This window comes from Hydrogenophaga sp. PML113 (genome assembly GCF_001777155.1).
Lineage (GTDB): Bacteria > Pseudomonadota > Gammaproteobacteria > Burkholderiales > Burkholderiaceae_C > Hydrogenophaga > Hydrogenophaga borbori.
On sequence record NZ_MIYM01000011.1, the window covers coordinates 77043 to 90896 of the forward strand.

The window sequence follows — 13854 nt, forward strand, 5'->3', positions numbered from 1 at the left end:
CCCGGTGGACACGCCACCGTCGGCCAACAAGGGGGAAGGCGCGGTGGGCGCGCCTAGGTGCTGTAGTCGCCGCTGGCTTCGGGCTGGAACAGGATGGCCTCGAGGGTCATCTCACGCTCCAGCCCGGCGGGCAGCGCGCTGCGCACGCGCTCGCCCACGCGCCGCCCGATGAGCGCGGCGCCCATGGGAGACAGCACGGAGATGAAGCCCGCGTCGGGCTCGGCGTCGCCCGGGTAGCACAGCGTCAGCTTGCGCACCTCGCCCGACGCGTGGTCGCGCACGAGCACCTGCGAATACATGGTGACCACATCGGCGGGCACGCGCTGCGAGGGCACCAGATCGGCCTCGGCCAGGAGATCGGCCAGGGCACCGCCACGCGCGGTGTCCTGCAGCTTGCTCAGGCGCGCGTGGTCCAGCTCGGTGAGAACACACTCACTGCGGACGATGGAAGACATGAACGGCTCCTTCGGGTCGCCGACGCCAGAAAAAAGGAACAGGCGCGCGGCAGGGATCGCACTGGCTGCTGGGCCCGGCGATGGAAGGTGTGCGTTCGAGGGGGAAGGGTTATCGCCGGGCGGAGGAATGTGCGGCCAGCAGTCGGTGGCCGCGCAGAGCCGTAGAAGGGCCCTGGATGTGACGCGCGCACGGCAGCACACGCGCGGTGGCGCGATGCGAATGGGCGTGGATCCGGCGAGAAGGCATGCGGCGAGTCTAGGCAAGGGGCGGCGGGGCGTCAAACGGGCCACGCAATGTCGCACGTGAGTGCGGGGTTGAACTGCGGTAGGCTCGGCGGTCTCCGCATGCCCTCGCGTCCCCGCATGCCCGCCACCGACGACAGCCTCTCCCCCATCGCCCCCCTGCGCCTGCCCGTGTTCCGCCTGCTGTGGAGCACCTGGCTGGTGGCCAACCTGTGCATGTGGATGAACGACGTGGCGGCGGCGTGGATGATGACCTCGCTGACCACCACCCCCATCTGGGTGGCGCTGGTGCAGACGGCCTCGACCCTGCCGGTGTTCCTGCTCGGCCTGCCCAGCGGGGCGCTGGCCGACAACCTCGACCGCAAGCGCTACTACCTGGTCACGCAGCTCTGGGTGGCGGTGGTGGCCATGGTGCTCAGCGGCTTCGTCTTCTTCGGCGTGATGTCGCCGCTGCTGCTGCTGGCGCTGACCTTCGCCAACGGCATCGGCTTCGCGATGCGCTGGCCGGTGTTCTCGGCCATCGTGCCGGAGCTGGTGCCGCGCCCGCAGCTGCCGGCGGCGCTGGCCCTCAATGGCGTGGCCATGAACGCCTCGCGCATCATCGGCCCGCTGGTGGCCGGCGCGCTGATCGCGGGCGCGGGCAGCGCCTGGGTCTTCCTGCTCAACGCGGTGCTCTCGCTGGTGGCCGCGGCGGGCATCGCGCGCTGGCACCGCGAGCACAAGCCCCACCCGCTCGGGCGCGAGCGGCTGGGCACGGCCATGCGCGTGGGCTGGCAGTACGTGTCGCAGTCCTACCTGCTCAAGGGCGTGCTGCTGCGCATCTGCATCTTCTTCTTCCACTCCACCGCGCTGCTGGCCCTGCTGGCGCTGCTGGCGCGCGGCATGCAGGGCGGCGGCGCGGGCACCTTCACGCTGCTGCTGGCCTCCATGGGCGCGGGGGCCATCGTGTCGACCTTCTTCCTGCCGCGCCTGCGCCGCCGCTACGCGCGCGACGCGCTGGTGCTGCGCGGCGCGCTGCTGCAGGCCGCGGCCATGGCGGTGATGGCCCTGACCGACCGCGTCTGGGTGGCCGTGCCCGCCATGTTCTTCGGCGGCGCGGCCTGGATCACCACCGCCAACACCCTGAGCGTGTCCATCCAGATGGGCCTGCCCGACTGGGTGCGCGCGCGCGGCATGTCGATCTACCAGATGTCCATCATGGGCGCGAGCGCCAGCGGCGCCGCCCTGTGGGGCCAGATCGCCACCTGGACCAGCCTGTCCGTGGCCCTGGGCATCGCGGCCGCGAGCGGCTGGGTGGCCATGGCCCTGGCCAACCGCTGGATGCCCGACCGCGGCCCGGAGGGCGACCTCACGCCCCAGCGCGTGCTCACCACGGCGACCAGCGTCGAGTCGCCGCCCCAGCGGGGTCACATCATGCTGACCATCGAGTACCTGATCGACCCGGCGCGCGCCAAGGAATTCCGCGACCTGATGTTCAACGAGAGCCGGCGCAGCCGCCTGCGCCAGGGCGCGCTGTCCTGGGAGCTGCTGCACGACATCAACAAGCCCGGGCGTTTCGTCGAGGTCATCGTGGACGAGTCGTGGACGGACCACCTGCGCCGCTTCGACCGCTCCACCGCCTCCGACGTCGACCTGCGCGACCGCCGGCTGGCCTTCCACATCGGCCTGGAGCCGCCGCGCGTCACGCGCAATCTCATGGAAACGACGGTCCGGGGCGGCTGACGCCGCAAAGGCCGAATGCGCTGGTCCGGGGGCGAGGCCAGCGCCACCCCGCCGCGCGCTACCGGGCGCGGGTGCACCGCAGGGAGCGTGGGCATTGTCCAAGTGGGTGGACAGTTTGTCCACGTCCGCCCCCCTTATCGCGGCCGGCCCCCTCCATAAAACTGCGCCCGCAGCCGACGCCACCACCCCATGAACGCCCCACCCTTTCCCCCCGAGCTCATCCTCTACTACAGCCCCAAGGCCTGCTCCCTGGCGCCCCACATCGTGCTGGAGGAGTCCGGGCTCCCCTACGCCACCCGCTCCGTCAACATCCGCACTGGCGAACACCTTCGCCCCGAGTACCTGCAGCTCAACCCCAGCGGCACGGTGCCCGCCCTGTCCATCGACGGTCAGATCCTCACCGAGTCGCAGGCCCTGCTGAGCTACCTGGCCGACCTGGTCCCCGAGCGCGAACTGCTGCCGCGGCCCGGCACGCTGGCGCGGGCGCGGGCCCACGAGTGGATGAACTTCATCTCCAGCAGCCTGCACGCCGCCTACCGCTCGGTCTTCCGTCCGCAGAGCTACGGCGGCGACCACCCCGAGGTGGTGGAGGCCGTGCGCGCCCAGGGCCACGAGCGCCTGGCGCGCGCGCTGCAGACGGTGGAGCGGCGCCTGGGCGACACGCCCTATGCGCTGGGCGATGCCTTCAGCGCGGTCGATGCCTACCTCTTTGTGTTCTACCTCTGGAGCTTCGACGAGCGGCTGAGCGGCGAGATGCCGCCCCGGCCCCGCTACCGCGCCCTGGCGCAGCGGGTCTGGCAACGCGGCGCCGTGCGCCGCGTGGTGGCCCGCGAACGCGGCGTGCGCGCCTACGACCTGCCGGCCGAGATGGCGGGCGCCGATGCGCCTCTGGTGGACCTGGCATGAGCCTCGTCTTCGCGGGCGTTTGCAGCCATGGCCCCGGCATCACCGCGCGGCGCGATCGCGCCGACCCCCGGCAACTCGCGCGGCTGGAAGCGGCCTACCAGGCCCAGCGCGAGGCGCTGCGCGCGAGCCGGCCCGACGTGCTGGTGGTGATCGCCGCCGAACACTTCGCCAACTTCTTCATGAACAACATGCCGGCTTTCGCAGTCGGCATGGCCGACCACTACGAAGGCCCCATCGAGGACCCCGAGTGGCTGGGCATTGCGCGCCGCCGCGTGCCCGGCAACAGCGCGCTCTCGCTGCAGCTGATCGAAGGCATGTCGGCCACGGTGGACCTGAGCTTCTGCGAGGAGTGGAAGCTGGACCACGGGATCATGGTGCCGCTGCACCACCTGGTGCCGCAGAACGACCTGCCCATCATTCCGGTCAACATCAACTGCCAGGGCCCCCCGCTGGCGCCGCTGCAGCGCGCCTACGCGCTCGGCGAGGCCATCCGGCGCGCCGCCGACGCCATGCCGGCGCGCGTCGCCCTGATCGGCACCGGCGGCATCTCGCACTGGCCCTGCACGCCGGACTCCGGGCGCATCAACGAGGCCTGGGACCGCGAATTCCTGGCGCGCTGGACGCGCAACGACCGCGAGGCCTTGTGCGCCTACACCGACGAAGAGACCCAGCGCGACGGCGGCCAGGGCGGCTACGAGATCCGCACCTTCATCGCGGTGGCCGGCGCCTGCGCAGGCCACACCGGCGAGGTCTGGTGCTACGAGCCCATCCCCATCTTCGCCTGCGGCTGCTCCATCGGCGTGATGGCCACGGGCGAAGAGGCCGCGACCGCCGCGCTGGCCTGACGACCCTTTACCCCACGAGGCACAGCCGTGCCGCTTTCTCCAGGAGACAACACCATGAAATTGGCGACCCCTCGCACGCTGCTGCTCGCACTGGCCCTGGCGCCCTTGCTGTCGTCGGCGCAGACGGTGCTCACGACCTCGATGTTCGTGCCTCAGACCCATCCCGTGATGAAGGCCGTCAGCCAGTGGTGCGACGACGTGGCCCAGGCCACGGACAAGCGCGTGAGCTGCAACATCCTGCCCAAGCCGGTGGCGGGCCCGGCCGCCACCTTCGACGCGGTGCGCGACGGGCTCGCCGACCTGTCTTTCGGCATCCACGGTTACACGCCGGGCCGCTTCGTGCTGACCTCGGTGGCCGAACTGCCCTTCCTGGGCCACTCGGCCGAGATCACCTCCGTCGCCTACCAGCGCATCTTCGAGCGCCACGACGCCTTCGCGAAGGAGCACAAGGGCCTGAAGGTGCTCTCGGTCTTCACGCACGGGCCGGCCGACATCTACCTGTCCAAGCGCCCGATCAAGACCCTCGCGGACCTCGGCGGCCTGAAGTTCCGCGTAGGCGGGGGCATGGTCAAGGACGTGGCCCAGGCCCTGGGCGCCAGCGCCATCCTCAAGCCCTCGGTGGAGTCCTACGAGCTGATGTCGGCCGGCGTGGTCGACGGCGTCTTCTTTCCGGCCGAATCCGTGCCCGTGTACCGCCTGGAGAAGTTCATCAAGTACCGCACGAACATCCCGGGCGGCCTCTACAACACCAGCTTCGCGATGTTCATGAACGAAGGCACCTGGGGCCGGCTCCCCGCCGCCGACCGCGCGGCCATCGAGAAGCTGTCGGGCGAACCGCTGGCCCGGCGCATCGGCCGCGAGTGGGACGCCGCCGACCAGCGCGGCCGTGCCGCGCTGGACGCCATCGGCGTGGACTCCTCGCCCTCCTCGCCAGCGCTGATCGAGGCGATCCGGCAGAAGACCGCGCCGCTGGAGCAGCAATGGGTGGACGCGGCGAAACAGAAAGGCCTGCCGAACGCGGCCCAGGTCCTGCAGGAGCTTCGCGCCGAAATCGCGAAGCAGCAGCGCTGATGCTCGCGAGCCCCGCCGCGCCGGCGGCCGCGCCCGCCCCACGGATCGTGGTCACGGCGCGGATCCAGACGCTGCTGACCTGGACGGTGGCCGCCGCGATCTTCGCCATGATGCTGCTGCAATGCGCCGACGTGGTCGCGCGCAAGCTGCTCGGCATCGGCCTGCCCGGTGTCGTGGAACTGGTCGAGCTGCTGATGCTCGTGACGGTGTTCGCCGGGCTGCCGCTGGCCTCCCTCCAAGGCGAGCACGTGCTGTTCGACCTGTTCGATCCCTGGCTGCCCGCCCGCCTGAAGCACCTGCAGTCCCGGCTCGCCGACCTGTGCTGCGCGGCGATCCTCGCCGGCATCGGCGTGCTGCTGTTCGCGCGGGCGGCCCGCACCGCCTCGTACGGCGACACCACGCCCATCCTGTCCATCGGGCTGGCGAACTTCCACTACGCGATCGCGGCGCTGCTGCTGCTGACGGCCGCGATGCACCTGGGCCTGGCGTTCGCGCCCGCCCCTTCCATCGACGACACCCCACCGGAGGCCACGCCATGAACGAAGCCATGCTCGGGTTCGGGGGCCTCTTCCTGCTGATGTTCCTGCGCGTGCCGCTGGCCTTCGCCATGGGCATCGTGGGCGTGGTGGGTATGGGCTTCATGCGCGGCTGGCCGGCGGCCGGCGCCTCGGCCACCACGGAGGTGCTGGACGTCGCCAAGTACACCCTGTCGGTGGTGCCGCTGTTCATCCTCATGGGCCAGCTCGTGACGCAGGCCGGGATGTCGCGCGAACTCTTCCGCGCCTCGTTCGCCTTCTTCGGGCACCGCCGCAGCGGGCTGTCGCTGTCGACGCTGGTGTCCTGCGCAGGCTTCGGCGCGATCTGCGGCTCCTCACTCGCCACCGTGGCCACCATGGCCCGGGTGGCCATGCCCGAGATGCGGCGCTACCGCTACGCCGACTCCTTCGCGGCCGGCACCATCGCCGCCGGCGGCACCCTGGGCATCCTGATTCCGCCGTCCGTGATCCTGGTCATCTACGGCATCATGACCGAGCAGAGCATCGGCGCCCTGTTCGCCGCCGGCCTGCTGCCGGGCCTGCTGGCGATGGCGCTGTACATGGTGGCCGCGGCGGTGGTCACGGCCCGCTCGCCCGAACTGGGCCCGCCGGGCGAGCACACGCCCTGGCGCGAGCGCTGGCAGGCGCTGCGCAAGGTGTGGGCGGTGCTGCTGCTGTTCGGCGTCGTCATGGGAGGCCTGTACGGCGGGCTGTTCACCGCCACCGAGGCCGCCGGCGTGGGCGCCATGGGCGGTCTGCTGTTCGCCGCGCTGCGGCGCACCCTGTCCTGGGGTCGGCTCATCGAGATCCTGGGCGAATCGGGCCGCACCTCGGCCATGCTCTTCACCATCCTGATCGGCGCCTCGCTGTTCGCCAACTTCATCAACTACACCACCATGCCCACCGACCTGCGCGACGCGGTCATGGGCCTGGGGCTGTCGCCCCTCATGGTAGTGGTGGGCATCTGCCTGATCTACGTGGTGCTAGGCGCGGCGATGGAAACCCTGTCGATGATCCTGCTCACGGTGCCGATCTTCTTTCCGCTGATCACGCACATGGGCCTGGACCCGGTCTGGTTCGGCGTGCTGATCGTCTGCGTCGCCGAGATCTCCCTGATCACGCCACCCGTGGGCATGAACGTCTTCGTGCTGCGCAGCATGCTGCCGGAAGTGCCGACGGGCGCCATCTGGCGCGGCGTCATGCCTTTCGTGCTGGTGGACCTGGTGCGGCTGGGCCTGTTGATCGCCCTGCCCGCCATCACCTTGTGGCTGCCTCAGGCGCTGCGCCTATGAGCCGCCGGCTGGTCCAGCCCATGAGGCTGCCCCGGCCGGTCACGTCCTGCCGCACCTGCTGCTCCAGCATCTCGAGGAACAGCCGCACCTTCTCCGGCATCAGGCGCTTGGCCGGCAACAGGGCGTACACGCGCAGCGGGTCGCAGCTGTAGTCCGGCAGCAGGCGCTGCAGCAGGCCCGCGCCGATGGCGGGCGTGGCGAAGGGCTCGGCCACCCGCAGCACGCCGTGGCCGGCGATGGCCGCCTGCAGCCGCACGTCGGCGTTCCCGCTGACCAAGCGGGGCGACTGCAGGGTGATGCTCTCAGTGCCGCCATCGGGGCCCCGGAAGCGCCACTCGGTGTCGCTCAGGCCCGCCAGCATGGGCATCTTGGCCAGCTGCCGCGGCGTGCTGGGTGAGCGGTGGGCCTTGATGAGCGTGGGCGCGGCGTAGAGCTTTCGCTCCAGCGACATCACCCGGCGCACCACGATGGTCGAGGCCGGCAAGGCCGACTCCAGCATCGCGAACGCCAGGTCGTGGCCCTGCTCCAGCGGATTGAGCGAGGCATGGTGCACGTCGAGTTCGATGCGCAGCTGCCGGTAGCGATCCATCATCGCGCACACCACCGGCGCCAGGTGCTCGGCGCCGAACTCGTAGGGCGCAGCGATGCGCAGCGTGCCACTCACGCCCTGCCGCTGCTCGAGGGCCGCGAGGTGGGCCTCGCGCAGCGCGGCAAACAGCGGCCCCATGCCATGGAAGAGCGCTTCGCCGGCTTCCGTCATGCGCAGCCGGCGCGTGGTGCGCTCCAGCAGGCGGGCCTGCAGCGAGGTTTCGAGGCGGATCACCGCCGCACTCAGGCTCGACTTGGGGCGGTCCAGCGCGCGCGCCGCCGCGGAGAAGTTGCCGTGCTCGACCACGTGGCAGAAGAGGTCGTAGTCGTCCCAGTTGCTCGTCATGGGTCGATTGTCCAGCGCAGGGGACAGTGTGTCCACCGAGACCCCGTAGATGCCAGGGCTGGCGAACCCTAATCTCGGCGCCATCCAAACGCTTGGATCAACCCCACATCAGGAGAAGCAATGGCACACAAGGACGGGATTTTTCTCATGAACTGCTGGTACGTCGCGGCGTGGTCGCACGACCTCATCGACGGCAGGAAGCTGGCGCGAACGCTGCTGGAGGTGCCGGTCGTGCTGTACCGCGGCGACAGCGGTCGTGTCGTGGCGCTGGACAATCGCTGCTGCCACCGGGCCGCCCCGCTGGACCTGGGGCGCATCGAGGGCGACTGCCTGCGCTGCATGTACCACGGCATGAAGTTCGACCCGTCCGGCAAGTGCATCGAGATCCCGGGCCAGGAACGGGTGCCGCCCAAGCTCGGCGTGCGCAGCTACCCGGTGGTCGAGCGCGACGGCATCGTGTGGATCTGGATGGGCGACGAGGACCAGGCCGATCCGGCCAAGATCGTGGACTTCCCGGCCATGCGCGACCCGGCCTGGCGCGGCATCCCCGACTACATGCACTACGACGCCAACTGGATGCTGATCGTCGACAACCTCAGCGACTTCGCGCACCTGGCCTTCGTGCACACGAATACGCTGGGCGGCTCGGAGGAATACGCCTACAAGACCAAGCCGGTGGCCATCGAGCGGCTGGAGGACGGCTTTCGCGTAGAGCGCTGGCACCTGGATTCGGACCCGCCGCCCTATCACCGCAAGGTCATCCCGAACAAGACGGACAAGGTGGACCGCAAGAACATCGGCCACATGCAGATCCCCGGCATGTTTTTCCTCTACACCACCTTCGCGCCGGCCGGCAGCGGCCTCAAGGACGGCAACAAGGAAGGCGCGCGCAGCTACTGCAACTGCCAGTTCATGACCCCGGAGACGCGGCGCAGCACCCACTTCTTCTGGAACTACCTGCACGACTTCGACCTCGACGACCCCAACATCGCGCGCTCGCTGCGCAACAGCATCGAGGAAGGCTTCATGGAGGACAAGGCCTTCATCGAAGGGCAGCAGAAGCTGCTCGACGCCGACCCTGACTTCAAGATGCTGGCGATCGGTGCCGACGCGGCGCTGTCGCACTTCCGCTGGGTGTTCGATGAGCGCGTGAAGGCCGAGCAGCAGGCAGCGAAGTCCGCGGCCCAGCCGGTGGCCATGCCGGTGTCCCAGCGGGCCACGGCCTGAGGCGCGCGATGTCGAATCAGAAGGACGGCCTGGTGCTCCAGGTCAGCGACGTGCGGGCCGAGGCCTGCGGCGTGCTGCTGTTGGAGCTGCGGGACCCGCAGGGCGCCCCGCTGCCCGCTTTCGAGCCCGGGGCGCACCTGGAAATCCGGCTGCCCGGCGGCCTGGTGCGCCACTACTCGATCAGCAACGACTGCCGCGAGCGCGATCGCTACGTCATCGGCGTGGGCCTGTCGCCGGCCAGCCGGGGCGGCTCGGCGTTCGTGCACCGCAGCCTGCGCTGCGGCGATCGCCTGGAGACCAGCGCGCCGCGCAACCACTTCCGCCTGGACCCGGACCTGGACAGCTACCTGTTCGTGGCGGGGGGCATCGGCATCACGCCCATCATGTCCATGGTGCAGTGGTGCATCGCGCACCAGCGCCCCTGGCGGCTGGTGTATGCCGCCCGCAGCCCGCAGCGCGCGGCCTTCTATGACACCCTGGGCCAGCACGGCGCCGCGGTGCGCTTCCACTTCGACGCCCTGTGCGGAGGGGCGGCGCTGGACGTGCGCGAGGCCCTGGCCGATGTGCGCGAGGGCGAGCACGTCTACTGCTGCGGGCCGAGCGCGCTGATGGACGCCGTGCGGACCCAGGGCGCGCACCTGCCGCCCGAGCGCCTGCACTTCGAGTACTTCTCGGCTCCCGCGCCCGGCGCCGAAGCGGCGGGTCCCGGCGGCGCCTTCGAGGTCGAACTGCGCCGGCGCGGCCTGCGCCTGCAGGTGCCGCAGAACCAAAGCATCCTGGACGTGCTGGAAGCCCATGGCATCGGCGTTCCGTGCTCGTGCCGGGAGGGCCTGTGCCGCACCTGCGAGACCACGGTCCTTGAGGGCGAGATCGAGCACCACGACTACGTGCTGTCGCAGGAGGAGCGCGACGCGGGCCGCTCGATGGTCATCTGCGTGTCGCGGGCCCGTTCCCCGCGGCTCGTGCTGGACCTGTGAGGTCCCGGCGCCGCCGCCCGAACCGGAGAAGACGATGAGCCTCTATGGCGTGCAGAAGGTGATCTACGAACTCAACCGCAGCCCGCAGGCGCTGCAGCGGTTCCGCTCGGCGCCGGACGAGTACCTGTCGGCCTACGAGCTCGATCCGCAAGAGACGCAGGCCCTGCAGCAGCCCGACATCGGCCTGCTGTACGTGCTCGGTGTCAACGGACAGCTGCTGATGCACTTCGCCGCCGCCGCCGGCTACGACTGGAACGCCTACCTGGAAGCCATGCGCACCGGCTTGCGTGAGCATGGCCCGGTGCGCGCGGGCATTTACAAGGCGGTGGGCGAGCACTGCTAGGGCGCGTTCACCGCGAGGCCCCCGCGGGGCCTTGGCGCTCAGGCCTTGAGCCCGAGCCGGCGGGCCAGCTTGTGCAGGTTGCTGGCGTCCAGGTCCAGCGCACGGGCCGCGGCGGCCCAGTTGCCGCCGTGCAGCACCAGCGCCTGCTGGATGGCCTGCCGCTGCGTGGCCGCCACCATCTCGTGCAGCGGCGCCAGCGCGGGCAGCGGCGCGGCGCTGGCGCCCGGCGCGGCGCGGTCCTGCGCCGGCGCGTCCCCCTCGTCGAGGTCCAGCATGTCCGGCTCCAGGGTGACGATGCCGCGGCGGTCGGCGCCCCGGCTCACCGCCTTGAGCGCCGCGCGGCTGATCACGTGCTCCAGTTCGCGCACATTGCCGGGCCAGCGGTAGCGGCGCAGCGCCGCGTCGGCGTCGGCGGACAGGCGCAGGCTGCGCAGCCCCAGCCGGGCGCGGTTGAGTTCGAGGAAGCGGCCGGCGAGCAGCAGCACGTCGTTGCCACGCTCGCGCAGCGGCGGAATGGGAATGGGGTAGACCGAGAGGCGGTGGTAGAGGTCGGCACGGAACGCGCCCTCGCGCACCAGTTCGCGCAACTGGCGGTTGGTGGCCGCGATCACGCGCACGTTCACGCGCCGCGGCCGGTCGGTGCCCAGGCGCTGGATCTCGCCGTTCTGCAGCGTGCGCAGCAGCTTGGCCTGGATGGCCAGCGGCAGCTCGCCCACCTCATCCAGAAACAGCGTGCCGCCGTCGGCGGCCTCGAAGCGGCCGGGCCGCTCGCTCATCGCGCCCGAGAAGGCGCCCTTGGCGTGGCCGAACAGCTCGCTCTCGGCCAGCGACTCGGGCAAGGCCGCGCAGTTGACGTGCACCAGCGGCTTGCCGGCGCGGCGGGACAGCTGGTGCAGACGGTGCGCGAACAGCTCCTTGCCGACGCCGGTCTCGCCCAGCAGCAGCGCGGGCAGTTCGGAATCGGCCACCACCTGCAGCTCGTGCAGCAGGTGCACGATGGCCTCGCTCTGGCCGACGATGTCGCTGTCCTCGCGCGGGTGGGCGCGCGCGCCGGCCGGCGCCGGCCAGCCCGCCGTGCGCAGGGCGCGGACCTCGACCTCCAGCCGCGTGAGGCGCACCGCCGCCTCGATCGCGCTGGCGAGCTGTTCCAGCTCGCGCGGGGCCTGGGCGTCGAAGCGGCCGATGTCCAAGGCGTCCAGCGTCACCACGCCCCAGCGCTCCCCCTCCACGTCCAGCGCCATGCCCATGCAGTCGTGCACCGGCAGGGGCTGGCCGGGGTGGCCGTCGACCAGGCCATCGTAGGGATCGGGCAGCGCGCTGTCGTGGGGAAAGCGGGTGGCGCCGCGCCGCGCCAGGATGGCCGCCAGCCGGGGATGGTCCTTCAGCGCGAAGCGCCGGCCCAGCGCGTCGCTGGCCAGGCCGTCCACCGCCAGGGGCCGCAGGTGCTCCTGCTCGAGCCGCAGCAGCGCCACCGCCCCGCAGGCGAAGTGCGCGCGCAGGCTGCCCACCAAACGCTGCAGGCGCACCGCGGCCGGCAGCTCGGCCACCAGGTCGGTCAGCAGCAGCAGTTGCGTCGTGTCGATGGTCATTCGTACCCCATGCGGTGATTTGTACCGTGGCGCGACCCGGGTGGATTTGACCCAGGTCAATCCAAGCCTTTGATTGGCAAGGGAATTTTTTTGGCACGCGGATCGCGTATCGCCTGGCGACCCATTCACCAAGGAGCAAGCATGGACCTGATGGACCAATCCCTGGGCCAGTTGGCCCGGCGCATTCCCGGCGCCACCCGCGTGTTCGATGCGCACCGGTTCGACTTCTGCTGCGCGGGCAACCGCACGCTGCGCACGGCGGCCACGGCCGCCGGCGTCGACGGCGAGGCCATCGCGGCCGAGCTGCTGGCGCTGCAGGCGCGCGAGGCGCCGTCCCAGGCGCCCGACTGGGGCCGGGCCACCGACACCGAGCTGGTGGACCACATCCTGGTGCGCTACCACGCGGTGCACCGCGAGCAGCTGCCCGAGCTGATCCGGCTGGCGCGGCGCGTCGAGCAGGTGCACGGCGACCGCGCGGACTGCCCGCAGGGCCTGGCCGACCACCTCATGGCCATGGGCCAGGAACTGGAGAGCCACATGCGCAAGGAAGAGCTGGTGCTGTTCCCCTTGATCGCACGCGGACACGGCGCCATGGGTGGCATGCCCATCGGCGTGATGCGCGGCGAGCACGAGGAGCACGGCGCGGCCCTGCGCCGCCTGAGCGAACTCACGCAGGACTTCACGCCGCCGCGCGGCGCCTGCACCACCTGGCGCGCGCTCTACAGCGGCCTGGTCGCCTTCCGAGACGACCTGATCGCCCACATCCACCTGGAAAACAACGTGCTGTTCGAGCGCTTCGCGCCGGCGGACGTGCACTGACGCACGGGAGAAACCTCATGGGTATCTACAAGAAGTACTGGTTCGCGCTGATCGGCGTGTGCATCGTCATGTTCTCGCTGCTGGGCTACTTCGGCGCCGAGGTCTACCGCTCGGCGCCGCCGGTGCCGGCGCAGGTCAGCACCGCCGGAGGCAAGGCGCTGTTCACACAAGAGGACATCCTGGACGGGCAGACGGCCTGGCAGTCGGTGGGCGGCATGCAGCTCGGCTCCATCTGGGGCCACGGCGCCTACCAGGCCCCCGACTGGACGGCCGACTGGCTGCACCGCGAACTCACGGCCTGGCTCGACCTGGCCGCCCGCGAGCGGCACGGGCGCGCCTACGCGGACCTCGACGCCGGCCTGCAGGGCGCGCTGCGCGCCGAGCTGCGCGCCGAGTACCGCGCCAATGGCGTCGGCGCCGATGGCGCGCTGGTGGTGAGCGAGCGGCGCGCGATGGCCATGGCGCACACGGCCGCCTACTACGACCAGCTGTTCTCCGACGCGCCCGCGCTGGCCAAGAGCCGCGAGAGCTTCGCGATGAAGGAGAACACCCTGCCCAGCGCCGAGCGGCGCGAGCGGCTCACGCAGTTCTTCTTCTGGACCGCCTGGGCCGCGGCCACCGAGCGGCCCGGCACGCAGGTGACCTACACCAACAACTGGCCGCACGAGCCGCTGATCGGCAACGTGCCCAGCAAGGAGAACGTGGTCTGGTCCATCGCCAGCGTGGTGATCCTGCTGGCGGGCATCGGCCTGCTGGTCTGGGCCTGGGCTGTTGACGATCACCCAATACTGACCCGTCGTGATCATTCAAATTTGACCCACCCTCAAGGCTACCTGACGGCAGCCGGTTCTGTGGATAAGTCCTTGTCTGGACTCTCCGTCTTAGCTCCTTTCTT

Annotated in this window: 13 protein-coding genes and 1 pseudogene; 11 read left to right on the top strand and 3 right to left on the bottom strand. The window is 70.7% G+C overall.

From position 1 onward, the window contains the following. Nucleotides 1–53: 53 nt before the first annotated feature. A complete protein-coding gene (locus tag BHU06_RS18735; RefSeq protein WP_070400733.1) occupies nucleotides 54–455 on the bottom strand; it encodes a GreA/GreB family elongation factor in 402 nt (133 codons plus the stop codon). A gap of 345 nt (nucleotides 456–800) precedes the next feature. Here BHU06_RS18735 and BHU06_RS18740 point away from each other — a divergent pair, with 345 nt between their 5' ends. The 6 genes from BHU06_RS18740 (at nucleotide 801) to BHU06_RS18765 (ending at nucleotide 7070) form a co-directional block, all read left to right on the top strand. Beyond that, nucleotides 801–2420: an MFS transporter gene (locus BHU06_RS18740; protein ID WP_070400734.1), complete on the top strand. Its 1620-nt coding sequence runs from the start codon at nucleotides 801–803 to the stop codon at nucleotides 2418–2420. Nucleotides 2421–2609: 189 nt separating this feature from the next. Next, on the top strand, nucleotides 2610–3326 hold the full coding sequence (locus BHU06_RS18745; protein ID WP_070400735.1) for a glutathione S-transferase family protein: 717 nt from the start codon (nucleotides 2610–2612) through the stop codon (nucleotides 3324–3326). After that, a complete protein-coding gene (locus tag BHU06_RS18750) occupies nucleotides 3323–4171 on the top strand; it encodes an extradiol ring-cleavage dioxygenase (RefSeq protein ID WP_070400736.1) in 849 nt (282 codons plus the stop codon). Before BHU06_RS18745 ends, BHU06_RS18750 begins: the two co-directional genes overlap by 4 nt. 54 nt (nucleotides 4172–4225) lie before the next feature. After that, the gene (locus BHU06_RS18755) at nucleotides 4226–5242 is read left to right on the top strand and encodes a TRAP transporter substrate-binding protein (protein WP_070400737.1); all 1017 of its coding nucleotides are present in this window, start codon (nucleotides 4226–4228) and stop codon (nucleotides 5240–5242) included. Next, nucleotides 5242–5781, top strand: a complete 540-nt coding sequence (locus BHU06_RS18760) for a TRAP transporter small permease (RefSeq protein WP_175442886.1) — start codon at nucleotides 5242–5244, stop codon at nucleotides 5779–5781. The genes BHU06_RS18755 and BHU06_RS18760 overlap by 1 nt, the downstream gene beginning before the upstream one ends. Further along, nucleotides 5778–7070 (top strand): TRAP transporter large permease, encoded by a 1293-nt coding sequence (locus tag BHU06_RS18765; RefSeq protein ID WP_070400738.1) that lies wholly within the window; start codon nucleotides 5778–5780, stop codon nucleotides 7068–7070. The genes BHU06_RS18760 and BHU06_RS18765 overlap by 4 nt, the downstream gene beginning before the upstream one ends. On the opposite strand, the gene BHU06_RS18770 is transcribed toward BHU06_RS18765, so the two are convergent. After that, on the bottom strand, nucleotides 7036–8004 hold the full coding sequence (locus tag BHU06_RS18770) for a LysR family transcriptional regulator (protein ID WP_070400739.1): 969 nt from the start codon (nucleotides 8002–8004) through the stop codon (nucleotides 7036–7038). The genes BHU06_RS18765 and BHU06_RS18770 overlap by 35 nt on opposite strands. 120 nt (nucleotides 8005–8124) lie before the next feature. Between BHU06_RS18770 and BHU06_RS18775 the strand changes: the two genes are divergently transcribed. From BHU06_RS18775 to BHU06_RS18785, 3 genes are read left to right on the top strand one after another with little or no spacing between them, the layout of a single operon-like run. Beyond that, a complete protein-coding gene (locus tag BHU06_RS18775; RefSeq protein ID WP_070400740.1) occupies nucleotides 8125–9231 on the top strand; it encodes an aromatic ring-hydroxylating dioxygenase subunit alpha in 1107 nt (368 codons plus the stop codon). Nucleotides 9232–9239: 8 nt separating this feature from the next. Next, nucleotides 9240–10208 carry a PDR/VanB family oxidoreductase gene (locus BHU06_RS18780; protein ID WP_070400741.1) on the top strand — a complete coding sequence of 323 codons (969 nt, stop codon included), beginning with the start codon at nucleotides 9240–9242 and terminating at the stop codon, nucleotides 10206–10208. A gap of 34 nt (nucleotides 10209–10242) precedes the next feature. Further along, the gene (locus BHU06_RS18785) at nucleotides 10243–10551 is read left to right on the top strand and encodes an aromatic ring-opening dioxygenase subunit LigA (protein WP_070400742.1); all 309 of its coding nucleotides are present in this window, start codon (nucleotides 10243–10245) and stop codon (nucleotides 10549–10551) included. A gap of 38 nt (nucleotides 10552–10589) precedes the next feature. Here the strand turns inward: BHU06_RS18785 and norR are convergent, their stop codons facing one another. Beyond that, entirely contained in the window at nucleotides 10590–12140 is a 1551-nt protein-coding gene (norR, locus tag BHU06_RS18790; RefSeq protein ID WP_070400743.1) for a nitric oxide reductase transcriptional regulator NorR, read from the bottom strand. 141 nt (nucleotides 12141–12281) lie between these two features. On the opposite strand from norR, the gene ytfE reads away from it, so the two are divergent. Both ytfE and BHU06_RS18800 read left to right on the top strand, forming a co-directional pair. After that, complete coding sequence (gene ytfE / locus BHU06_RS18795) at nucleotides 12282–12959, top strand: iron-sulfur cluster repair protein YtfE (protein ID WP_070400744.1); 678 nt, start codon at nucleotides 12282–12284, stop codon at nucleotides 12957–12959. Between the two features lie 17 nt (nucleotides 12960–12976). Further along, a pseudogene (locus BHU06_RS18800) lies at nucleotides 12977–13854 on the top strand (hypothetical protein); the annotation flags it as partial.